Below are 22,371 nucleotides of genomic sequence, written 5' to 3' on the forward strand. Positions count from 1 at the left end.
AACTGCACAGGTGACCACTACGCTCCGGGTGCATGATCAGATCGAGATGGGTGAGCCTGCTGGTCTGGTCGGCGGTGCTGCCCTTCGCGGCCTGGGCGCTGCTCAGGGCCGGCGGGTGGACCCCCGTCTGGCAGTGGGTCGCCCTGGTGGCGTTCACGCCGTACGTGGCGGCGGCCTCGGCGATCCCGCTGCTCCTCGCCCTGGGCCTGCGCCGCTGGGCGGCCGCGGCCCTCGCCCTGGTCACGAGCGCGGTGCTGGCGACGACCGTGCTCCCCCGCTACTTCGGCGACGGCGACCGGCCCGCCGCCGACGGGGGGCGGCTGCGGGTGCTCGCCGCGAACCTCGCCGTCGGCGCGGGCGACACCGACGTCCTGATGAGGCTCGTGCGCTCCCTCGACCCGGACGTGCTGGCCCTCCAGGAGGTCACCCCGGCCGCGCGCGACCGTCTGGAGGCGGCCGGGTTGCGCGAGCGCATGCCCCACGTCGTGGACCGCGCGGTCGACGGGGTGTGGGGCTCGGGCATCTACTCCAAGCACCCCGTCACCGAGAGGCCACTGATCGCGCTGGGCAGGTTCCGGCAGGCGCGAGGGGTGATCAGGCACCCGAGCGGCCACGAGATCGAGGTCGTCTCGGTCCACCCCTGCGCGCCCCGGTACGGCGACAGGGTGCCGTGCTGGGAGCAGGGACTGCGGGCGCTGCCCAGGGCGGGCGGGCAGCTGCGGGTTCTCGCCGGGGACTTCAACGCCACCCTCGACCACCGGCTGGTGCGCGACCTGCTCGACAGCGGCTACCGCGACGCGGCCGACGTCACCGGGCACGGCCTGACGGCCACCTGGCCGCAGCAGGGCTGGGAGCCCGTCCCCGGCGTGACCATCGACCACATATTCGCCGACTCGCGCATGGCGATCAGGACCTTCGGCGTCCACCACCTCCCGGACACCGACCACCGCCCGGTCTTCTCCGAGCTGGGCCTGCCCCGCTTCACGAAGCGCTGAACCCGGCTCGATCCGCCACGCCGACCCCGGCCGGGACCGCCCGCACGGGCCGGTGAAGAGGCGGGCTCCGGCCGGGACCGCCCGCACGGGCCAGTGAAAGGGCGGGCTCCGGCCGGGACCACTCGCACGGGCCGGTAGGGGCGGGCTCCGGCCGGCGCGGGGCCCGCCCCTCACCGGTTCGGGCCGATCAGCCAGGACCGGCCCGAACCGACCGACCCGACCGGCCCGCCTCACGCCTCACGGATCGCCGAGCGGGGCCCGGACGGTCTCGGCCCTCCGCGAGCGGGACCCGCCGAGGAACAGGACCAGGGCGAGGACGGCGTACGGCACCGCGGAGGCGGTGAAGATCGCGGCGTGACCGGTCAGCGCCGAGGCCGCGGCGTAACCGCCGTAGACGAGGACGGCGCCCACTTCGGTGCCCACCCCGGCCAGCGAGGTCACGGTGGCGCGGGCCGGGCCCGTGATGCTCTCCTGCAGCCGCACGTCGGCCAGCACGCTCGCCATCTGGAAGACGCAGAAGGCCACCGCGAGGGCGACGAACCCCGCCGCGACACCGCTGACCGCGCCCGCGCCGAGCGCCAGCGCCCCGAACGCGAGGAGCGCGGCGAACTCCCGGTCCGTGAAGCTCCGCCCGGCCGCCGCGAGCAGGCCACCGGCCGCGATGCCCACGGAGACCAGAAGCACCAGGAGCGGCACGACGTGCGTGGCGACGCCGGTGCCGATCGCGAGCAGCGGGGTGTACTCCTCCAGCGACCCCCACAGGGCCGTCACCGCCGGTACCAGCAGCAGCGCCCGGCGCGTCGACCGGTCGGCACGCGCCGCCCGTAGCCCCTCGCGCAGGATCGCGGCGTAGCCGCCCTCCGGCGTCTCCCCCTCACCGGCCGCCTCGGCTTCCCTGCCGGGGCTTACGCGATGCTCGGGAAAGGCCAGCGCGGCCACCGCGGCGAGCACACACGCCAGGACGCTGCCCGCGGCGACCAGCGAGTAGCCGCCCACGGCGAACACCGGGGCGGCCACGGCCATGGACACCATGGCCGCGCCCGTGCCGACCGCGCGGGCACGGCCCATGATCGCGGCATAGCGGCCGGCCGCGCCCAGGTGGTCGAGCTCGGTGTAGACCAGCGCCTCCAGTGCGCCCGACTGCAGCGCTCCCGAGGCGCCCCACAGCACGAAGCCCACGGCGAACACCCAGTAGGAGGGGGCCGCGCCCCACAGGCCGAAGCCGACGGCGGCGAGCAGCGGCGCCAGGGCGAGCAGCGCGCGCCGCGAGACGGCGTCGGCCCACACCCCCGAGGGAACCTCCAGCACGACGGAGGTGACCGACCAGATCACCAGGAGCGAGGAGATCTCGGCGGTCGACAGACCCGTATCGACGAACAGCAACGCGTAGAACGGGTAGAACAGGACGAACTCATCAAGGAGGGTGTAGGCGTAGAGCGTCGCGGCCAGGCGCTTCGCACGCCCTTCGGGCGCACGGGAAAAAGAAGTGGTCATGAGGTCCTTCTCGCGGGGACTGTGCGGACTCGGGATGCTCGGCATCTCCGGAGGTCCACGGCAGCTCGCGCCGGACCGACCGATCGTTGAGGATCAATGTCGCCAGGTCATACCGCAGACCCTACAACCGCCGCGTCCACTACGACCTCCCCTTTTTCCCGGCCCTCGTCTCCGGCCTGCTCCGGGCTTCCCCGGGACATCGCGCATGCCGTGTGGCCGGGGCGGAGGCGCTCCGGGCTTCTCCGGGCGGGACACCTCCAGCCGCAGGCGCGGCGTCGTGCTCTCGCCGTCGCGGATGTCGCGGGCACGGCGCGCGGCGCGCGGCCGGGCCCGCCCCGTCTCCGTCCGTCCGTCCGTCCGGACATGACCGGCTCCGGCCGGGCAGGAAACCGGCCGGGTGGAAAATCGGCCGGGGCCGGTCAGAACTCGTCGTGCCCGGAGACCTGGCCGATCGGGAAGACGTGCCTGTTCGCGGCGCAGATGGTCTCCAGGACGTGAACGGGCGTGTCCTCGTCGGAGTAGCTCGCGCGCAGGACCTGGACGACCCACTCCCCCGGTTCGAGCTCCAGGGTCTCGTACTCGAAGGACGTCGGCGGGCGGGCCGTCAGGTTCTCCTCGGCGTGGCCGAAGGTGTGGCCGAGGGCGATCAGCGCCGACTGGAGTGACGGTTCGACGAACCCGGGCTCGGCGAGGCGGGTCCCCCCGAACAGGTCCGCCCGGAAGTAACTGGTGGCGACGCGCACCGGGATCCCGTCGGCCGTCATCATCTTCCGGCGGGCGATCACCTCGGCGCCCGGTTCGACGCGCAGGCAGGCGGCCACGTGTTCACCGGCCGGCTCCGGGCCCACGTAGAGCATTCTGCGGCCCGGCGTGACGCCCTGCCTCTCCGCCTCGGCGAGGAACAGGGACGCGGAAGCCCGCACGGCGGGGTCGGTCGGCAGCGCCCGCCGTACCAGGACCCTCGGCGCGCGGACCGCGGGTCCCTCAGGGGCACGCGCCGCCGGCCCCTTCCTCATCTGGGAGATGCGGCCCGGGGACACACCCAGGCGGGACCCTATGTCCTCCAGGCTCATCCCGGAGTCACGGGCCTCGGCGATCGCCTGGCGACGCATCTTCGCCGCCTCCGCGACAAGCTCCTGCTCCTCGGCCATGAGACGGCTCAAAACCAGCGCGCGCTCGATAGGGTCGCTCAGCTCGGAAACATCGTGCAGCGTCTTCAGGTCCATCGGGGGCCGCCTCCTCGCGCTCGACACCACCGGGCATTTTAGCCCCCCTATTACGGCGCTGCGACAATGCCCGTCCCAGCGGGCCGGAAAGGCCGTCGCCCGCGCCCGTCCCGGAACTCGAACCGTTTACTCCGGAAGAGGATCCGTGGTCAACGGGCACTCTGGCCTGGAGGTCACATCATGCCGACCGTCAAATCAGTTGCCGACGCCGTACCCGGGTGCGGAAACTGGATGGTCGCCCGTGTCACGCGGGTGGCGGTGATCCGACGGGGCGCCCACCGGGAGCGGTGGCACGGGTGAGACCGGCTGAGAGGGGATGGCGTTCCGGCCTGCCATGCCCCGGACGGCTCTCACCCCGTCAGAACACCGTGAGGAGCGTGCCGCCTGCCGATGCCCCCTGACACCGGAACCACCACAGCCAGTGCCAACAACGCAGACAATACAGACAACACAGACACCCTGGCCACCGACACAGCGTCCTCGACGTCCTCGACATCCTCGACATCCCCGGCCTCGCGGCCCCTCCCCGCGCGCCGTGCCGGGGCGGGCTCCCTGTGGCGGTTGAAGTCCTACCTCCGCCCGTACGTCACCCGCCTGGTCGCCATCTGGGTGCTGTCCTTCGCCGCGGTCGCGATCGGCATCACCATCCCGCTGATCGGCAGGGAGATCATCGACGGCCCCGTCGCCCGGGGCGACACCGGGGCCGTGGCACCCCTCGCACTGCTCGCCCTGGGACTGGGCGTGATCGAGGCTTTGCTCGTCTTCCTGAGGCGGTGGCTGCTGGCCGCCGCCGTCCTCGGCCTGGAGACCAGCATCCGCGACGACCTCTACGGCCATCTGCAGCGGCTGCCGATGGGATTCCACGCCTCCTGGCAGTCGGGCCAGCTGCTGTCGCGGGCGACGACCGACCTGTCGACGATCCGGCGCTTCCTCGGCTTCGGCCTGCTCTTCCTCGTGCTGACCACCGTCCAGATCGTGACGGTGACCGGGCTGCTGCTCCACATGTACTGGCCGCTCGGGCTGCTGGTCGTCGCCTCGGCGGTGCCGATCGTGATCACCACCCTGCGCTTCGAGCGCAGGTACATCACCATCTCCCGCCGGGTCCAGGACGAGCAGGGCGACCTCGCCACGGTCGTCGAGGAGTCGGCGGCCGGCATCCGTACCATCAAGGCGTTCGGCCGAGGGCCGTACGTCTCCGGGGTCTTCGAGGAAGGAGCGCTGAAGGTCTACCGAACCTCGATGGAGAAGGTCCGTCTGTCGGCCAGGTTCTTCACCTTCCTCGAGGTGATCCCGAACATCACCCTCGCGCTCGTGCTGCTGCTCGGCGCCCTGGCGGTCGGCTCCGGCACGCTGACGCTGGGCACGCTGGTGGCCTTCGCCACCCTGATGCTGCAGCTGGTCTGGCCCGTCTCCGCGCTCGGCTTCATCCTGACGATGGGCCAGGAGGCGATGACCGCGGCGGACCGGGTGATGGAGGTGCTCGACACCGAACCGGAGATCGTCGGGGGCACCGGCGTGATCGAACGGCCCCGGGGGCACCTGCGCTTCGAGGGGGCGGGCTTCACCTTCCCCGGCGACGAGGACCCGGTGCTCCGCGACGTCTGGCTGGAGGTACGGCCGGGAGAGACCGTGGCGGTCGTGGGCGCGACGGGTTCCGGCAAGACCACGCTGACCTCCCTGGTGCCGCGACTGCACGACGTCGGCACGGGCCGGGTCACGATCGACGGGGTCGACGTCCGCGACCTGCCGCTGCCCACGCTGCGCTCGATGGTCGCCACGGCCTTCGAGGAACCGACGCTGTTCTCGATGAGCGTGAGGGAGAACCTCACGCTGGGGCGGCACGACGCGAGCGAGGAGGAGATCGCGGAGGCGCTGCGGATCGCCCAGGCCGGGTTCGTCCACGCGCTGCCGTGGGGGCTGGAGACCCGGATCGGCGAGCAGGGCATGTCCCTGTCCGGTGGCCAGCGCCAGCGGCTCGCGCTGGCGCGGGCGGTTCTCAGCCGTCCCAGAATCCTCGTGCTGGACGACACGTTGTCGGCCCTGGACGTCGAGACCGAGGCCCTGGTGGAGGAGGCGCTCCGGCACGTGCTGCGCGAGGCGACCGGGATCGTCGTCGCCCACCGGGCCTCCACCGTACTCCTCGCCGACAGGGTGGCCCTGCTGCTCGACGGCACGATCGCGCACGTCGGCGAGCACCACGAGCTCATGGCGAGCGTGCCCGAGTACCGCGCGCTGCTGTCGGCGGACCCGGACGCCGAGGAGGCGCGGCTGTGAGCGTGTCCGAACCTTCCACCGAACCTTCCGGGCCCGCCGAACCCGCCACCGGACCTTCAGGACCCGCCGCCACGGACCCTTCCGGCGCCGAGGCCGCGAACGGGTCCCGGGAGTGGCGGGGGGTCGCGGCGGAGAACCAGGACGAGCTGTCGGCGCAGGTGTCGTTCCTGCTGCGCGACAGGTCCAGGCGGCTGCTCGGCGACCTGCTGCGCCCGTACCGCAGGGAGATCATCCTGCTTGTCGCGATCATCGTGACCTGCAACGTCGCCTCGCTCTCCATCCCCTACCTGGTAGGGGTGGGCATCGACGCGGGCATCCCGCCGATGGTGGCCGGTGCGGGACCGCGGACGCTGGTGACGGTCGTCGCGGCGATCCTGGCGGCGGCGGCCGTCCAGCTGGTGACCCGGCGGATATTCCTCAGGATGGCCGGGCGCATCGGCCAGAGCATCCTGCTGGAGCTGCGGCGGCGGGTGTTCGTCCACTTCCAGAGGCTGTCGCTGTCGTTCCACGAGGACTACACCTCGGGCCGGGTCGTCTCCCGGCTCACCTCCGACATCGACGCCATCTCCGAGATGCTGCAGTCGGGTTTCGACGACCTCGTCACCGCCGTACTGACACTGGTCGGCACGGCGGTCCTGCTGCTCGTCCTGGACGTCCACCTCGGCGTGGTCGCGCTGCTGCCGCTGCCGGTCCTGATGCTGTTCACCGGCTGGTTCCGGCGGCAGTCGAGCATCATCTACCGCAGGACCCGGGAGACCGTGGCCCTGGTGATCGTCCACTTCGTGGAGTCGATGGCCGGCATGCGCGCGGTCCAGGCGTTCCGCGGGGAGCCGCGCAACCAGGAGATCTTCTCCCAGCTGAACGTCGACTACCGCGACGCCAACCGGCGGAGCATGCACCTGATCGCGATCTTCTCACCGGGCGTCAAGCTGATCGGGAACGTGACGATCGCGGCCGTCCTCCTCTACGGGGGCACGCTGGCGATCCAGGACGAGGTCACGGTGGGCGTGCTGGCCGCCTTCCTGCTCTACCTGCGCCAGTTCTACGAGCCGATGCAGGAGATCAGCCAATTTTATAACACGTTCCAGTCCGCCGGGGCCGCGTTGGAGAAGCTCTCCGGCGTGCTGCAGGAGCGTCCCGTGGTGGCCGAGCCCGGCGACCCGGTGACGCTGGAGCGGCCACGCGGGAGAATCGAGTTCCAGGGCGTGGAGTTCTCCTACCTGGACGGCACCCCGGTGTTGCCCGGGCTGGACCTGGTGGTCCCCGCCGGGCAGACCGTGGCGCTGGTCGGCACCACCGGGGCGGGCAAGACCACGCTGGCCAAGCTGGTCTCCAGGTTCTACGACCCGGTGGCCGGGCGGGTGCTGCTGGACGGGGTCGACCTGCGCGACCTCGGCGAGGAGTCGCGGCACGCCGCGGTGGTCCTGGTCACCCAGGAGAACTTCCTGTTCAGCGGTTCGGTGGCGGACAACATCAGGTTCGGCCGGCCGGGCGCGAGCATGGCCGACGTCGTGGCGGCGGCCCGCTCGATCGGCGCCGACGCGTTCGTCTCCGCGCTTCCCGAGGGGTACGACACCCAGGTCGGCAAGCACGGCGGCCGGCTGTCGGCCGGGCAGCGGCAGCTGGTGGCGTTCGCCAGGGCGTTCCTGGCCGACCCGGCGGTGCTGATCCTCGACGAGGCGACGTCCAGCCTGGACGTCTCCAGCGAGCGGCTGGTGCAGCGGGCGATGCGGACGATCCTGGCGGAGCGGACGGCTCTGATCATCGCGCACCGCCTGTCGACCGTCGAGATCGCCGACCGGGTGCTGGTGATGGACGGCGGCAGGATCATGGAGGACGGTCCGCCCGGCGAGCTCGTCGGGCGGGCGGGCCGCTACGCCGACCTGCACCGCGCCTGGCTCGACAGCATCTCCGACCACCGCGACGTCCCCGGCTGACCCACCCGGCGGCCGGGGACGCTCCGTACTCCCGCGTTCCCGCGCCCGCCAGGTCCCGGCCCCGCGTCGCCTCCCATCAGGGCGGCGCGGGGCCGGCCCGTCGGCGAACGGGTGCCCGGGAACCGGGGCATGGCCGGGCCGGAGCACACCCCGAACCGGAGCACATCCGAAACAGAGCGCGTCCGGGAATCGGGGCCCGTCCCGAGCCGGAACACATCCGGAACCGAGCACCTCCCGAGCCGGAGCACGTCCGAAACCGAGCACCTCCCGGGCCGCGATCCGGCGTCCGGAATCCGGCACGCGATTTACGACGGACCCTGAACCCCGGGAACGGTGCCCGCGTATCTCAGGACGGAACGGCACGAATGGTCCTTCCCACCCGCAGGAAAGGGGCAGTGATTTCGATGAGCACCCGGCGGTCGCGCAAACGACGGTCCCTGACCGCCACCTTGCTGGTCTCCGCCATACTGGTCGCCGGGTGCTCGTCAGCGGCCGTGACCACCGGAACCCCCATCCAGGCGGTGGGACTGGCCGGTGATCGGGCCGACGCGGACGTCCGTTTCTCCCAGGAGATGATTCCGCACCATCGCCAGACGATCCAGCTCGCCGACCTGGTGGCCGGCCGGAGCGAGAGCCCGTACGTGCGCGACCTCGCCGCGAAGATCAAGAAGAAGGAGTCCGCCGACATCGACCTGATGTCCGGCTGGCTGCGGTCGTGGAAGGTCGAGGTACCGGCGGAGGGCGACCACGCCGCGCACAACATGCCGGGCATGCTGTCCGCCACCCAGATCTCCTCCCTGGAGGGACGGTCGGGTGCCGCCTTCGACAAGCTGTGGCTGAGCGTGCTGGGCAAGCACCTCAACAGCGGTGTCCAGATGGCCCAGGTCGCGATCGCGCTGGGCAGGCACCGGCCCACCACCCAGCTGGCGGAGAAGATGGTCACCGAGCAGCGCGCCCAGATCACCGAGATCGGCAAGAAGCTCGCCTGAGTCATCTCCGGCTGGTGGCCGAGTCGACTCGGCGTCCACTCGGAGTCCACTCCGGGTCGTCGTTCACTCGGACGGCGGGCCGTCCGGGAGCGACCCGTCATCCGGGGATACGAAGCCCCCAAAAAGGGGCATAAGCGCGAGGCACAACCGGGTCGCGGTGATGGCGGTGACGCCAAGCGGCGCCCGGTGTGGCGAGCAGAGCGGCGGCAGACCGCCCGATCCCCCGCTGGAGGTCTCATGAGCACGCCCGGAAGGCGCCCTGTCCTCGCGGACTCCGTCCGGATCACCGAGGACGCCGTGGAAATACTCGACCGCCGCGTCTATCCCTTCGAGCACCGCTGGGTGCGCTGTGCCACCAGCGAGGAGGTCGCGGTGGCCATCGAGCGGATGGTCACGCAGAGCACCGGCCCCTCGTTCGCGGCGACCGCCGGGATGACGCTGGCCGCCCGTGAGGCGCGGGGCGAGCCGCCGGGCCTGGCTGCGGCGCGGCTGCGCAAGGCGGGCGACCGGCTCATCGCGACCCGGCCCACGAACAACCACATCCGCGACGCCGTCGAGACCGTCCTGGCCGCCACGGTGGACGGGCCACTGCCCGAGGCGTACGGGGACGAGCTGGTGGAGGCCGTGACCCGGGCGGCGGCCGAGCACGACGCGGCCTACCTGGCGAGCAGCGCGGCCATGGGCAGGCACGCGGCGGCGCTGCTCGACGACGGCGCCCGCGTCCTCACCCACTGCTGGGCCGACGCCTACCTGATAGCCACCGTCGAGGCCGCGCAGGAGGCGGGCAAGCGGCTGGAGTTCATCTGCACCGAGACCCGGCCCTATCTGCAGGGGGCGCGGCTGACCGCGCCGACGCTGGTGGAGATGGGTTACCGTCCCACCCTCATCACCGACGGGATGGTCGCCTCGGTACTGTCCGACGGGCTCGCCGACGTGGCACTGACCGCGGCGGACCGGGTGACGATGGACGGGCACGTGGTGAACAAGGTCGGCACGCTCGGGGTGGCGCTGGCCGCCCGCGCCTTCGACGTCCCGTACTACGTGGTGATCCCGGCGCCCGATCCGCAGGCTCCGGGTATCGACGACGTCGTCATCGAGCAGCGGAACGGCGACGAGGTCCTGCACGTTCTGGGGAGGCGCACCGCGGGCGAGGGCGTGACCGGCCACTACCCCGCCTTCGACGCCACGCCGCCGCACCTGGTGACGCGGATCGTGACCGAGCACGGCGCCTATCCCGCCGACCGCGTGTCGGAGCACTTCGGGCCCGTGGGGCGTTCCGGGGCGCCGAACGGCACCGCCCGCCCGTGACGGGCGACACCACCCGCCCATGACGGACGGCATCGCCCGCCCGTGACGGGCGATGCCGCCCGCGCATGACGAACAGCACCGCCCGCTTCTGACGGGCGGTGCCGCTCGCGCATGACGAGCGACATCACCCGCCTGTGACGGCGGTGCCGCTCGCGCCTGACAAACAGCACTGCCCGTCACGCGCGTGACGGGCAGTGCCGCTCGCGCATGACGGGGAGTGCCGCTCGCGCCCGTCTCAGCCCGAAGGCGCGGACGATCGTCTGCTGGACGGCGTGTCCCTGGCACCCGCGCACGACGCCCTCCCGCACGGCGGGCACCCGGCGACCCGCCCCCGGACCGCGCGACGAGCCTCCACCACGGGACGGCACATCGTGAAACGAGCGGAACAGTGGGCACGTTCGGCGCCGAGCGCGATCACGGACGAGGTCCCCCAGACACTTCCGGCGATCACGGGCACACCCGGGATGCGACACGGGGACCACTCGCACACCTGGCGTGACAGATCGACCACAGAGAGTAGTGTGCGCTGTGAAGTTGATCTACGAGGACATCCCTCACGACAGAATGGGAGTTCAGCGTTGGTGTCACAACGATCGAGATCCGCGCTCGTCGCGTTGACCTGCGCCCTGCTGGCACTACTGGCCGCACCGGGGACGCCGGCGGTGGCCGACACCGGTGCGCACACCGCCACCACCGCACGGCAGGCTGTCACGGGAGCCGCCACGCCCTGTGTCCGGCCGGGGCAGACGACCTACCCCGTGGACTACTACTGGAAGAACGTGCTCGGCATGAGGCTGGGCAACGGGTCGGTCTCGGTCAACACCTCCCCATCCCTGTGGGGCGGGCAGATAACGCCGGGCGGTACCTTCACCCTCACGCTGGCGCACCGCACGGCCCAGTGGCCGTTGCTGGTCAGGAGCTACACGACCACGTGGGACCTGTCGTCACTGCTGGCCTACGCCGACGTCGTCGGCCAGTCGGGGGCCGGCACCATCAGCGGCACCACCCTGACGATCGCCTCGTCGGGTACCAAGACCGACCCGTCCCCGAAGGTCATCACCTTCCAGGTCAGGCAGGGCACCGTCGGGGGCGCCATGACCATCCGGCCGACCGGGATCAGCAGCGTCATCGCCGCTCCGGGCCAGCTCGGGAACAACACGCCCGCCCCGCCGATCCAGATCGCCGACGGGCAGTCCATCTCGCCCACCAGGGCCGCCGACGACACCGTCACCACCAAGCAGGGCACGGCCGTCAGCGTGCCCGTCCTGACCAACGACACCGCGACCGCACCGACGATCAGCGGCGTCACCCAGCCTGCCAACGGCACCGCGACGATCTCCGGCGGCAACGTGGTCTACACACCCGCCGCGGGCCTCGGCGGCACCGACACCTTCACCTACACCGTCACCACCGCCTGCGGAACCAGCACCGCCACGGTCACGGTCACCGTCACCTGCGCCTACGCACCGGTCAACCTGGTCAACGGCAGCTTCGAGGCGCCGCCCGTGGCCACGATCGACTGGTCCATCTCCGACGCCTCCGTCAACCCGGGTGTCGGCTGGCGTACCACCGCCACCGACAACAAGCTGGAGTTCTGGCGGGGCGGCGCGAGCGGGGTCCCGGCGGCCGACGGCCAGCAGTTCGCCGAGCTCAACGCCAACCAGGTCTCCACGCTCTACCAGGACGTACCCACCGTTCCGGGAACGCCGATGACCTGGTCGCTGTATCACCGAGGCCGCCTCGGTACCGACGTGATGCGGGTGCTCATCGGCGCACCGGGCGCGACCGTGGCCCAGATCCCCGCCGGAGCCTCCTCCCCGGACATCTCCGACGACGACACCGCCTGGCGCCAGTACACCGGGGTGTACGTCGTACCTCCGGGGCAGACCATCACACGGTTCGCCTTCGACTCGGTGTCGGCCGCGGGCGGCACCCCGACGGCCGGCAACTTCCTGGACGGTGTGATGTTCCAGACGCCGCCCTGCCTGCCCATGACCAAGCGCCCATGACCAGAAGCAGGTGAGGGCGGAACCCCGAGGGGGCGCACCGCGGCCCGACCGACCGCCGCCCCGCGACCGCCCGGGTCCCTGACCGTCACACGCGGCACCCGGCCGGAAACCGGCCGGACGGAAGCGGACAGGAACGGGACGAGCGGCAGGGCTCCTGCCGTACACGGCACGAAGGCCCCTCTCGCCGAAGCGAGAGGGGCCTTCGTGCGTACGGCGCACCCGGAGGGCGCCGTCGGGATCAGCTGGCAGTGCCGGCGGTCTCCTGCTCCGCGGCGCGGCGCCTCTCCTCCTCCTCGATCGCCTCGACCGTCTCGTTGTCGCGGTCGCGGCGGTACTCGCGGACCGAGTAGGCGATGGCGGCGGCCCAGATGACGGCGATGGCGATGTAGGCGATGGTCTGGACGCCGCTGGAGGCGTCGATCCAGTCGCTGCGCAGCAGGGTCCGGACGTTGGTCAGGATGATGACACCACCGACGGCGGAGCCCAGGATGCGCGGCGGGATGTGGCGGACCAGCCAGGCTGCGATGGGGGCGGCGATGACGCCACCGATCAGCAGGACGGCGACCCAGGAGAAGTTGATGTTCTCGGAGCCGATGCCGATGAAGAAGCCGATGCTGGCGGCGATGGCGACCAGGAACTCGCTGGCGTCGATGGAACCGATCACCTTGCGCGGCGCCAGGCGTCCGCTGGCGAGGATCGCCGGGGTGCCGACCGGGCCCCAGCCGCCGCCACCGGTGGCGTCGACGAATCCGGCGACCAGGCCGAGAGGCGCGAGGAAACGCTTGCGCAGCGGCTTGCCCAGGTTGCCGCGCGGGAGACCGAAGGCCGTGAACCGGATCAGGACGTAGAGACCCAGCACGAGCAGGATGATCGACATGACCGGGGCCGCGACCTCGGTGGAGAGGCCGGACAGGAAGGTCGCTCCCGCGAACGCGCCGACGGCGCCGGGAACACCGATCTTGGCGACGACTTTCCAGTCGATGTTGTTGAAACGCCAGTGGGAGATGCCGGAGGCGAGGGTGGTGCCGATCTCGGCGAGGTGAACGGTGGCCGAGGCGGCAGCGGGGTTGGTGCCGATGGCCAGGAGCAGCGTCGTCGAGGTGACACCGTAGGCCATGCCGAGGCTGCCGTCGACGAGCTGTGCCGCGAAGCCGACCAGGCCTAAGAGGATGAGCGCACGCACAACGCCCCCCTTCCTGTTTTTCCTACTCTGTTGATAGGAATTATGGTGATTGAATGCCAAGGCCGCGTCAAGTCACGTTTCGAGCAAGGCGTCTCAAGGTATGGGAATCTTCATCCCACGTGCAGGGTCAGCCCCTGCGTCGCCTGCCCGCCTCGGCCACCGGCGACAGGAGAGCGGCCAGGCTGACGGTGTCGACGATGGCGCTTATGGAGGTCTCGATGTTCAGCCACACGGTACGCAACCGCACCGCCTCCCCGAAGTACGCCACGTCGCTGGTCGGCAGCCCCCTCACCGAGGTCAGCTCGCCCGCGACGGCGCGCAGGACGTCCCCGACCGAGATGTCGACGGGCGGCCGGGTGAGCGTGAAGCCTCCCTCGTGACCCCGCTGGGCGAAAACGAGGTCGGCGCGGCGCAGATCGGTCAGGATGCCGCGCAGAAAACTCGCCGGTATCTCCTGCGCCTGGGCCATCGTCTCCGACTTGACCGGGGCGGGATCGCTCAGCGCGATGACCAGCATCGCTCTTATGGCGTAGTCGCTCCGGGCCGTGATGTGCATCCGAAAGTCCCCCCGACGGTGCGCCTCTGCCTCTGACCGATGGCCTCATGTGGGCCGGTCTCGATTAAATCTACTATCTCTATAGGTTAACTGTGAATTATTCTCGCGGTCAGGCATGCCGGCGAGAGCTCCACTCATCCCTCCGGGCGCGCGGACGACCCCGCGTCAGGGGTACGCACTCCCGGGGCGCGCGTGTTCTCGCAGGTGGGGGCCCGAACCGGCGCGGGGACGGCCGGAGGCGTTCGCCGTGAAGCGTGAAACCGGAGGGCCGGAACCGGGGCGGAGGCCGTCGAAGGCGTTCGCCGTGGAGGCGGAGGCGGCGCGGCAGCCGGGCGTCGTGGGCGGCGGCGGCGGTGTTCGTCCTGCCGGCGCCCCCTGCCGCTGCGGCGTGCGACCCGGCGGGGCGCACGCCGCAGCGAGGCGAGGGCGATCTCTCAGCAGCAGCCGGTGCTCGCCGCGGCGCTGACCGTCTGGGGCCGCCCGTCGGCCTTCTCCGCGCTCGGGCCGCAGACACACGGGGCCGCGGGCTCCTGGATGGCGCTCACGGACTTGCCCAGGACGTCGGCGTCGGCCTTGACGACGTAGACCTCCTGGCCGGTGGCGCGGGCTCGCCTGCTGCTCGCGTACGGCATCTGGCTGAGGAGGGCCGGGCACAGGCGGAGGGCTGACATCCTCACCCGTGACCGGGCTCGGCTCCGCGGGCCGTTCCGCCGGACGACTTCCCGGGAGAGGTCAGTGGCCGACCGAGTCGGAGTCGGTCGCCGCGGCCTCGCCCCGGTCGAGGGAGGACAGCTCCGCGACCTCCGCTGGGGTGAGGGTGAAGCCGAAGACGTCGGCGTTGGCCCGCATCCGCTCTGGGCTGGACGACTTCGGCACGGTGATCAGGCCGAGCTCGATGTGCCAGCGCAGCACGATCTGGGCGGGGGTCCTGCCGTGCCGCTCGGCGGCGGCCGTGACGACCGGCTGTTCCAGCAGGTCGCCTCCCTGCCCGAGGGGCCCCCAGGACTGGGTGGCGATCCCGTGCTCGGCGTCGTAGGCGCGGGGCTCGTCACGGGTGAAGAACGGGTTGAGCTGGATCTGGTTCACGTCGGGCACCACGCCGGTCTCGGCCAGCAGCCGGTCGATGTGGGCCGGTTTGAAGTTCGACACGCCGATCGCCCGCACCCGGCCGTCCCGCAGCAGCTTGACCATGCCCTTCCACGCCTCCACGTAGCGGTCCTCGCGCGGCAGCGGCCAGTGGATCAGGTAGAGGTCGGCGTGGTCGAGGCCGAGCCGGTCCAGGCTGGCCTGGTACGCCTCCTGCGCGGCGTCGTACCCGTGCCACTCGCCGTTCAGCTTGGTGGTGACGAACAGCTCCTCCCTCGGCACGCCACTCGCCCGCAGCCCGCGCCCCACCCCGGTCTCGTTGCCGTACGCGTAGGCGGTGTCCACCAGCCGGTAGCCCATCTCGACGGCATCGGCCACCGCGACCTCCGCCTCCTCGTCCGACATGGGCCATGTGCCCAGGCCGACCTGCGGGATGTCCGCGCCGTTGACCAGCTTCACCGTTGGGATGTCCAGAACAGTCATGGTGGACAGCCTTCCACGGCGGCCCCGCCTGGCCGCCGCCGGGGAGCGGTCACGCCGGGCGCGCCGCCACGGGGAGACGGTCGCGGACGAGGAACGTCCCGGCCAGAGCCGCCAGGGCCAGGGCGGCGAGGACGATCCCGTAGTACGTGGTGAGCTCGGTGAGGGGTAGGTGGCCCGCGGCGATCCCGGCGACGGTGGCGGGGATGCTCATGGCGAGGTAGCTGACGATGTAAAAGGCGGCCATCAGCCCGGCCCGCTCGTGCGGGGCCGCCGCCGGCAGCAGGGTGCGCGCGGCGCCCTGGAAGCCCGTGCCGAAGCCCAGTCCGGCGACAACCGTACCCGCGAAGAACAGCACTCCCGAGCCGGTGTTCACGCCGAGCAGCGTCACGATCACCCCGAGGGCCAGCAGCACGGAGGCCACGCGCATGGCGCGCAGGGCGGGGACCGCCCGCATGGCGAGAATCGCGACGGTTCCACTGAAGGTCAGCGCGGAGACCAGCAGCCCGCCCACCACGATCGACTTCGAGCCGGTGACGCCGCGGGCCAGGGACGGCCCCAGGGACAGGTAGAACCCGCCGAGCGCCCACCCGGCCACGGTGATCGGGGTGACCATCAGCAGGACCCTGCGCGCCCCGGCGGGCACGCTGACGTGCGGGCGCAGCGAGGCCAGCGCGCCCGCCCGGCGACCGGCGGACTCCGGCAGGAGGAGGATCGCGGCGCCCTGCAGCACGAACGCGACGATCAGGACGACGAACACCGTCCGCGTCGGCGCGGGCAGGTACTGCACGAGCAGGCTCGATCCCAGGCCGCCCGCCGCCAGGCCCAGGGCGGGGGCCACGCTGTTGATCAGCGGGCCGCGTGTCCGGTCGGCGTCCAGCAGGCCCGCTCCCAGCGCCCCGGTCGCGGCCCCGGTGGCGAAGCCCTGCAGGACGCGCGCGACCACCAGGGCGGGCACCCCGTCGGCGGAGGCGAAGATCGCCATCGCGACCGTTTCGAGCGCGACCGCCCCGAGGATCACCGGGCGGCGCCCGACGTGGTCCGACAGGGAGCCGACGGTGAGCAGGGCCATCAGCAGGCTGACGGCGTAGACGGCGAAGACCGCGGTCAGGACGCTGGAGGAGAAGCCCCAGTACCCCTGGTACACCGCGTACAGCGGGGTGGGCGCGCTGGCGGCGGCCATGAACGTCGTCAGGGTCACCGCCAGGAGCACCGCGGCCGCGCCGCTCCCCAGGCGGACCCGGCGGGCGGGCGACGTCGACGTCGCGGGGGACGTGGGAGAGACAGCGGACGCAGGGGACGCGGAGGGCATGGGAACTCCCGAAGCTTTAAAGCAAAGGATTTGCGTTAGCAACGTACACACCTGGGGCCACTGAAGCAAATATTTTGCGTTAAGATCGGCTCATGGGTACGAGGCAGGCGGTTCGCACCGGGGGCCGGAGCGCGCGGGTGCAGCAGGCCGTCCACGACGCGGTCCGGCAACTTCTGACCGAGCGCGACCGCGCCGACCTGACCGTGCCCCTGGTGGCCGCCCGCGCGGGCGTGACCCCCTCGACCGTCTACCGCAGGTGGGGTGACCTGCAGGAGCTGCTGGCCGATGTCGCCCTGGAACACATGCGGCCCGACGGCCCCCCGACCGACCTCGGGAACCTGCGCGACGACCTCGCGGCATGGGCCGAGGAGTGGCTGGAGGAGATGTCCTCCCCCACCGGGCGCGCGGTCGCCCGCGACGTGGTCGCCGGCGACGGCGGCGGCAGGAGCACCGGGCAGTGCTGCGCGTACGCCAGCAGCCAGATCGAGGCCGTCCTCACCCGCGCCGCCGGGCGCGGCGAGGACGTGCCCGCGCTGGACGCGGTGCTGGACCACGTGCTCGCGCCGATGATGTACCGGGTCCTGTTCATCAGCGACTCCCTCGCGCCCGGATACGGCCGCGCCCTGGTCGACACCCTGCTGGGCCCCCGATGACGGTTGAGTAGGGGGCTACTCAGGTATCCCGCGCCCCGCACGGTCCATCATCGCCCTACCGGGCGAAGGAGCCGTTCGTGGCGAGCCGTTCACGACAAGACACGAACCCCCTGAGGCGCGTCCCGTCCCGGTGGAGAACCAGCATCCCTCTCCCCGGTAAGGAAGTGGTCATGGAGGAGGCGCCCACGCTGCGCGTGCGACTGGAGAAGAGGTCCGCGGGCCGGCACAGGGTGACCCTGGAGGTGCCGCATCGGGACCCGGGACGGCGGTGGAGCGCGTCCTGGCCCGCCCGGCTGTTCGGCGTACCGGGCGAGGGAACACCGGCCGGCGAGCTCCCCGACGACGGGTTCACCGTGCCGGGGGAGGTCCTGCGCGCGGTCGGCGGGGCACTGGAGGCGGGCGGGAGCGACGGGACCCCCCGGCTCTGGCTCGACGTCCGGCAGCCGCGCGGCCACCTGCACCTGCTTCCCTGGGAACGGCTGCTGTCGACGTCGCTGGCCAGGACCGTCCTGCGCACGCCGTACCTCACGCCGCGCCCGCCGACGCCCGGCGACCGGCCGCGGGTGGTGCTCTGCGCCGGCGGTCCCGTGTTCGCGCCCGACCTGGCGGACCTCGCCGAGCAGTGGCACGACGGCACCGGCCACCGGGCGAGCGTGCACGTGTTCACCGGCCGGGACTGCGCGGGGCGGGTACGCGGGCTCGTGGCGGGCCGTCCCGGCGTCGTGGTCCACGACCCGCCGGTGGCCCTGGCCCCGCGTCCCGGTGACCCGTGGCTCAACTGGATCGGGGCGGCACTGGCGGGAAGGCCGGTGGACGTGGTCCATTTCGTGGGCGCGGGCCGGCTCGCCGGCGACCGTGGCGAGCTGGTGTTCCCCGGCTCCCCCGCGGGCGACGGCGTGACACGCGCCGTGGACGGGGCACGGCTCGCGCGGTTCGTCGGTGACGTGGGCGCCTGGTTCCTCGCCCTGACGTCGCCGCCGTCCGCCGGCTCCCCTACCGGGCTCGTCGGGCTGGCCGACGCCGTCGCCCGGACGCGGCCCGCGACGGTGCTGGTGCACGACCTCGGCCTGGACCGCACCGGCGAGCTCCCCGGCATCCTGAAGATGATCTTCCGGGGCGACGCTCCCGACGGGCCCACCCCCGCGGTCACCTGCTGGGCGCGTCCCGCGGACCGCGAGGTCGCGGCCCGATCGGCGCGGACGGGAGACGGGCACTCGGCACCGATCCACTCCGCGGCCCGGCGGGGGGCCTGAGCGCGGGGCCGCGCCCCTCCCGGCCGAGGCGGGACTCCCCGCTCCGGCGACGCCTCCCGGTTTCCCTCGCCTCCGCCGATTTCCACAGGTGAAACGCGATTGGCCGTGTGATGTCCCCCACAGGACATGCGACACACGTGACGACGCATATTTCAGGCGACTCTTCAAGAATTGATTGCCGATCTTCGTCTTGTCAGGCTCTACGTCGTACCGTCCTGACTGGGGAGACAGGGTGGTGCCTTGTGAGAGACCGAAGGGGTCTGTCGTGCTCATCCCGCTCGCGGCGCCGGTGGCGCCGATCGCCGCGCACCAACTACTGATCTTCTTACTCCAGGTCGGGCTGCTCCTGCTGCTCGCCCTCGTCTTCGGTCGCCTCGCCAGGCGGCTCGGCATGCCCGCCGTCGTCGGCAAGTTGTTCGTCGGCGTGCTCCTGGGCCCGTCGTTCCTCGCGCATGTCGCGCCGGGCCTGTCCACCTGGCTGTTCCCGCAGGACAGCGCCCAGTTCCACCTGCTCGACGCGGTGGGGCAGATCGGCGTGCTGCTGCTCGTCGGCATCACCGGAATCCACATGGACATGGGGCTGATCCGGCGCCGGGGCGCCACGGCCGCCGGTGTCAGCGCCGGCGGGCTGCTGGTGCCGCTCGCGTTCGGCATCGGCGCCGGCTTCCTGCTCCCGGCCACGCTCGTTCCCGCCGGAACGGAGACGCTGGTCTTCGCGCTCTTCCTCGGCGTCGCGATGTGCGTCAGCGCCATCCCGGTCATCGCCAAGACCCTCATGGACATGGGGCTGCTCCACCGCAACGTCGGGCAGCTCACGCTGGCCGCGGGAATGATCGACGACGCGTTCGGCTGGTTCATGCTGTCGATCGTGTCGGCCATGGCCACCACCGGCCTGCGCGCCGGGAACGTGCTGATCTCGCTCGCCTGCCTGCTGGCGGTCGTGGTCTTCGCGCTCACCCTGGGCCGTCCGCTGGTACGGCACGCGTTTCGGCTCACCTCCCGGGGCGAGGACCCCGGCTCGTCCGTCGCGACCGCGGCCGTGCTGATCCTGCTCGCCGCGGCCGCCACGCACGCGATGGGGCTGGAGGCCGTCTTCGGCGCCTTCGTGTGCGGCATCCTGATCGGCTCCGCGGGCGGCGTCTACCCGGCGCGGCTCGCCCCGCTGCGCACGGTGGTGCTCTCCGGATTCGCGCCGATCTTCTTCGCCACCGCCGGGCTGCGCATGGACCTGACCTCCCTGACCGACCCGATGGTCCTGCTCGCCGGGCTCGGCATCCTGGCCGTGGCGATCATCGGCAAGTTCGTCGGGGCGTACGCGGGAGCGCGCGCCAGCAAGCTCAACCGGTGGGAGGCGCTGGCGCTGGGCGCGGGGCTCAACGCGCGGGGCGTGATCGAGGTGGTCGTGGCCATGGTGGGCCTGCGGCTGGGCATCCTCAGCATCGAGGTCTACACGATCATCGTGCTGGTGGCGATCGTGACCTCGCTCATGGCGCCACCGATCCTGCGCTGGGCCATGGCCAGGGTGGAGCAGACCGCCGAGGAGGAGCTGCGCGGGAACGAGCAGCTCGCCTGGGCGAAGCAGTCCCCGGCGAACAACTCGGAACCGCTGTAGGGCGTGTTCTGTGGATCGTGGTCGAGCCGGCGTAACTCGGTGGTCGGAGCGAGCTCGGGGTGGTGCTCGTAAGCGATCCCGGCATGAGCGAGGGCCGCCTGCAGCCGGAGTGAGTTCGCCCAGGCGTACTCGGATCCACGGACACCACGGCGCTGACGTACGTCGAGCAGCAGACGGACGTCCGCCTGCCGCAGCCGTTGCGGAAAGGACTCGCCGTCGAAACCGTAGACGCCGATTGTCACCATTCTGAGCACCGGAAATCACCCACCTGCCTGCTGATGGTGCCGCCTCCGGCAGCCCTGCCGGAGGCGGCGAGGTCGCATCACGCGACGGCGGTCCCCTCGAGCTCGACCATCAGGTCGGGGATCGCCAGCCGTGTCACTCCGAGCATCGTGGTGGACGGTGCCACCCTGGCGGCGCCCAACCGCGACGCCAGCACGCCGTAGTGCTGGAAGAGGCGATCGACGTCGGTGGTGTAGACGTTGAGCCGGACGAGGTTCGCGAGGGACATGCCGGCCTCGCCGAGCACGGCCTCCACGTTGTCGAGGCTCAGCGCCAACTGCGCCGCCATGTCATCGGCATGCTGGGGCTTGCCGTCGCCGCTCATCGCGGTCTGCCCGGAGACGTACAGGGTCCGGGTGTGCCCGGAGACGATCTCACCCTGGTTGTACCCCAGCTCCGTCGACCACGCCCACGGGTTGACCGCCGTTCGCTGCATCGCCACATTCGCTCCATTCGATTCGTCGACATCACGTATGTCGATCGGCTCGGTAGCCTTTTGGTCGCGTTGATGAGCCTCCCAACCAATCACGACATCTTGTGTCGTATATTCCGGTTAAAGTTCTCGCATGCGCGCCGACCGGTTGGTCTCGCTGGTGCTGCTGCTGCGGCAGTACGGTCGGCTGTCAGCGGCGACGCTCGCCCGCGAGCTGGAGGTGTCCACCCGCACCGTGCTGCGCGACATCGAGGCGCTGTCCGCAGCCGGCGTCCCGGTCTACGCCGAACGCGGCCGGCACGGCGGTTTCGCGTTGTTGCCCGGTTTCCGGACCGAGCTCACCGGGCTGAATCCCGACGAAGCCCTTGCCCTGCTGGTCGCCGGATCGCGGCGCGGCGCGCAGGCATTCGGCCTCGGCTCGGCGCTCGCTTCGGCGATGCTCAAGGTGGTTGACGCGCTACCCGAAAGCTATCGGGACACCGCGGCCGGCGCGGCCGAGCGATTGCTCATCGACCCGGAGACCGACCTCCTCTCGCGTCGGCTGGTCGATGAGGAGGTGCCCGACGCCATAGCGGCCGAGGTCCTGCGCGCGGTGTTCGCCGGACACAGGCTGCGGATCCACTACGCGGCTGTGGACCAGACCCCGAAGTGGCGCACGGTGGACCCGATCGGCCTGGTCACCATACGTGACCGGGGCTACTTGCTGGCCACGAGGTCTGGCGCGGACCGCACCTACCGGCTGTCCCGGGTCTTGGCCGCCGAGGAACTCACCGAACCCGCGCAGCGACCAGACCGGGTCGATCTGGACCGGGCCTGGCAGGAACGCAGCACGCGGTTTCGGGCCGGCGGCGACCAGGTCTCCGTGCTGGTACGGGTGGACCCGGCGCGGCGGGAGGACCTGCTGGGCACCGCGCTGGCCGTCCGCGCCGAAGAGGCCGACTCAGACGGCTGGCTGCGGCTGGAGGTGACCTTCCAAGATCCGAGGCACGCCGAATGGGCGCTGTGGCAGCTCGCCACGAACGCGGAAGCCCTGGCACCGCAGTGGTTGCGCGACTCCCTGCGCAGCCGCGCCGCCGCGATCGCCACCCGCTACGGAGTGTCATCCTGAGAGCCGTCGCCTTCCACGACTGGGCGAGGAGATCGACCGCCTGGCCGACGAGGGCGAGGGCGGGGACGACGTCAACTGGCACCGGGCCCTGGACGCCTACGACGCGGCCAAGAACGCGCTGGCCGCCGCCCGCGACATCGACGAGGTCAAGGCCGTCGACCTCATCGTGGCCCGGGGGCGC

The 22,371-nt window shown here is 71.7% G+C and carries 19 protein-coding genes and 1 pseudogene; 10 read left to right on the top strand and 10 right to left on the bottom strand.

Annotated elements, in window-relative coordinates; genetic code table 11:
* Window positions 1-32 precede the first annotated feature (32 nt).
* Window positions 33-995, top strand: a complete 963-nt coding sequence (locus tag OG587_RS34320; protein ID WP_329082729.1) for an endonuclease/exonuclease/phosphatase family protein — start codon at window positions 33-35, stop codon at window positions 993-995.
* A 237-nt stretch (window positions 996-1,232) separates the two neighbouring features.
* On the opposite strand, the gene OG587_RS34325 is transcribed toward OG587_RS34320, so the two are convergent.
* Together OG587_RS34325 and OG587_RS34330 are read right to left on the bottom strand one after the other, a co-directional pair.
* Window positions 1,233-2,489 (bottom strand): MFS transporter, encoded by a 1,257-nt coding sequence (locus tag OG587_RS34325; protein WP_329082731.1) that lies wholly within the window; start codon window positions 2,487-2,489, stop codon window positions 1,233-1,235.
* 419 nt (window positions 2,490-2,908) lie between these two features.
* Entirely contained in the window at window positions 2,909-3,715 is an 807-nt protein-coding gene (locus OG587_RS34330; RefSeq protein ID WP_329082732.1) for a UTRA domain-containing protein, read from the bottom strand.
* Window positions 3,716-4,276: 561 nt separating this feature from the next.
* Here OG587_RS34330 and OG587_RS34335 point away from each other — a divergent pair.
* The 4 genes from OG587_RS34335 (at window position 4,277) to OG587_RS34350 (ending at window position 10,223) form a co-directional block, all read left to right on the top strand.
* Window positions 4,277-5,989 (top strand): ABC transporter ATP-binding protein, encoded by a 1,713-nt coding sequence (locus tag OG587_RS34335; RefSeq protein WP_329082734.1) that lies wholly within the window; start codon window positions 4,277-4,279, stop codon window positions 5,987-5,989.
* On the top strand, window positions 5,986-7,926 hold the full coding sequence (locus OG587_RS34340; RefSeq protein WP_329082736.1) for an ABC transporter ATP-binding protein: 1,941 nt from the start codon (window positions 5,986-5,988) through the stop codon (window positions 7,924-7,926). The genes OG587_RS34335 and OG587_RS34340 overlap by 4 nt, the downstream gene beginning before the upstream one ends.
* Before the next feature lie 404 nt (window positions 7,927-8,330).
* Window positions 8,331-8,915, top strand: a complete 585-nt coding sequence (locus OG587_RS34345; protein ID WP_329082738.1) for a DUF305 domain-containing protein — start codon at window positions 8,331-8,333, stop codon at window positions 8,913-8,915.
* A gap of 237 nt (window positions 8,916-9,152) precedes the next feature.
* Window positions 9,153-10,223 carry a s-methyl-5-thioribose-1-phosphate isomerase gene (locus OG587_RS34350; RefSeq protein WP_329082740.1) on the top strand — a complete coding sequence of 357 codons (1,071 nt, stop codon included), beginning with the start codon at window positions 9,153-9,155 and terminating at the stop codon, window positions 10,221-10,223.
* A 176-nt stretch (window positions 10,224-10,399) separates the two neighbouring features.
* On the opposite strand, the gene OG587_RS34355 is transcribed toward OG587_RS34350, so the two are convergent.
* Entirely contained in the window at window positions 10,400-10,531 is a 132-nt protein-coding gene (locus tag OG587_RS34355) for a hypothetical protein (RefSeq protein WP_329082741.1), read from the bottom strand.
* A gap of 273 nt (window positions 10,532-10,804) precedes the next feature.
* On the opposite strand from OG587_RS34355, the gene OG587_RS34360 reads away from it, so the two are divergent.
* Window positions 10,805-12,232, top strand: a complete 1,428-nt coding sequence (locus tag OG587_RS34360) for an Ig-like domain-containing protein (RefSeq protein WP_329082743.1) — start codon at window positions 10,805-10,807, stop codon at window positions 12,230-12,232.
* 238 nt (window positions 12,233-12,470) lie between these two features.
* Here the strand turns inward: OG587_RS34360 and OG587_RS34365 are convergent, their stop codons facing one another.
* The 5 genes from OG587_RS34365 to OG587_RS34385 all read right to left on the bottom strand — a co-directional run bounded on the left by OG587_RS34365 (window position 12,471) and on the right by OG587_RS34385 (window position 16,849).
* Window positions 12,471-13,415, bottom strand: a complete 945-nt coding sequence (locus OG587_RS34365; protein WP_329082745.1) for a sulfite exporter TauE/SafE family protein — start codon at window positions 13,413-13,415, stop codon at window positions 12,471-12,473.
* A 127-nt stretch (window positions 13,416-13,542) separates the two neighbouring features.
* Window positions 13,543-13,971 carry an RrF2 family transcriptional regulator gene (locus OG587_RS34370; protein WP_329082747.1) on the bottom strand — a complete coding sequence of 143 codons (429 nt, stop codon included), beginning with the start codon at window positions 13,969-13,971 and terminating at the stop codon, window positions 13,543-13,545.
* 434 nt (window positions 13,972-14,405) lie between these two features.
* Window positions 14,406-14,642, bottom strand: coding sequence for a hypothetical protein (locus OG587_RS34375; RefSeq protein WP_329082749.1), 237 nt, complete (start codon window positions 14,640-14,642; stop codon window positions 14,406-14,408).
* A gap of 61 nt (window positions 14,643-14,703) precedes the next feature.
* Window positions 14,704-15,540 (bottom strand): aldo/keto reductase, encoded by an 837-nt coding sequence (locus tag OG587_RS34380; protein ID WP_329082751.1) that lies wholly within the window; start codon window positions 15,538-15,540, stop codon window positions 14,704-14,706.
* Between the two features lie 49 nt (window positions 15,541-15,589).
* On the bottom strand, window positions 15,590-16,849 hold the full coding sequence (locus OG587_RS34385; RefSeq protein WP_329082753.1) for an MFS transporter: 1,260 nt from the start codon (window positions 16,847-16,849) through the stop codon (window positions 15,590-15,592).
* Between the two features lie 92 nt (window positions 16,850-16,941).
* On the opposite strand from OG587_RS34385, the gene OG587_RS34390 reads away from it, so the two are divergent.
* The 3 genes from OG587_RS34390 (at window position 16,942) to OG587_RS34400 (ending at window position 20,367) form a co-directional block, all read left to right on the top strand.
* Window positions 16,942-17,502 (top strand): TetR/AcrR family transcriptional regulator, encoded by a 561-nt coding sequence (locus OG587_RS34390; RefSeq protein ID WP_329082755.1) that lies wholly within the window; start codon window positions 16,942-16,944, stop codon window positions 17,500-17,502.
* A 170-nt stretch (window positions 17,503-17,672) separates the two neighbouring features.
* A complete protein-coding gene (locus tag OG587_RS34395; RefSeq protein WP_329082757.1) occupies window positions 17,673-18,755 on the top strand; it encodes a hypothetical protein in 1,083 nt (360 codons plus the stop codon).
* 265 nt (window positions 18,756-19,020) lie between these two features.
* The gene (locus tag OG587_RS34400; protein WP_329082759.1) at window positions 19,021-20,367 is read left to right on the top strand and encodes a cation:proton antiporter; all 1,347 of its coding nucleotides are present in this window, start codon (window positions 19,021-19,023) and stop codon (window positions 20,365-20,367) included.
* Window positions 20,368-20,384: 17 nt separating this feature from the next.
* Here OG587_RS34400 and OG587_RS47370 read toward each other — a convergent pair.
* Together OG587_RS47370 and OG587_RS34405 are read right to left on the bottom strand one after the other, a co-directional pair.
* Window positions 20,385-20,612: pseudogene (locus tag OG587_RS47370) on the bottom strand (DUF488 family protein); the annotation flags it as partial.
* A gap of 77 nt (window positions 20,613-20,689) precedes the next feature.
* Complete coding sequence (locus tag OG587_RS34405) at window positions 20,690-21,085, bottom strand: RidA family protein (protein WP_329094096.1); 396 nt, start codon at window positions 21,083-21,085, stop codon at window positions 20,690-20,692.
* A 130-nt stretch (window positions 21,086-21,215) separates the two neighbouring features.
* On the opposite strand from OG587_RS34405, the gene OG587_RS34410 reads away from it, so the two are divergent.
* Window positions 21,216-22,190 (top strand): helix-turn-helix transcriptional regulator, encoded by a 975-nt coding sequence (locus tag OG587_RS34410; RefSeq protein WP_329082762.1) that lies wholly within the window; start codon window positions 21,216-21,218, stop codon window positions 22,188-22,190.
* Window positions 22,191-22,371: the final 181 nt, after the last annotated feature.

The sequence above is a fragment of the Streptosporangium sp. NBC_01469 genome, assembly GCF_036227305.1.
Taxonomy (GTDB): domain Bacteria; phylum Actinomycetota; class Actinomycetes; order Streptosporangiales; family Streptosporangiaceae; genus Streptosporangium.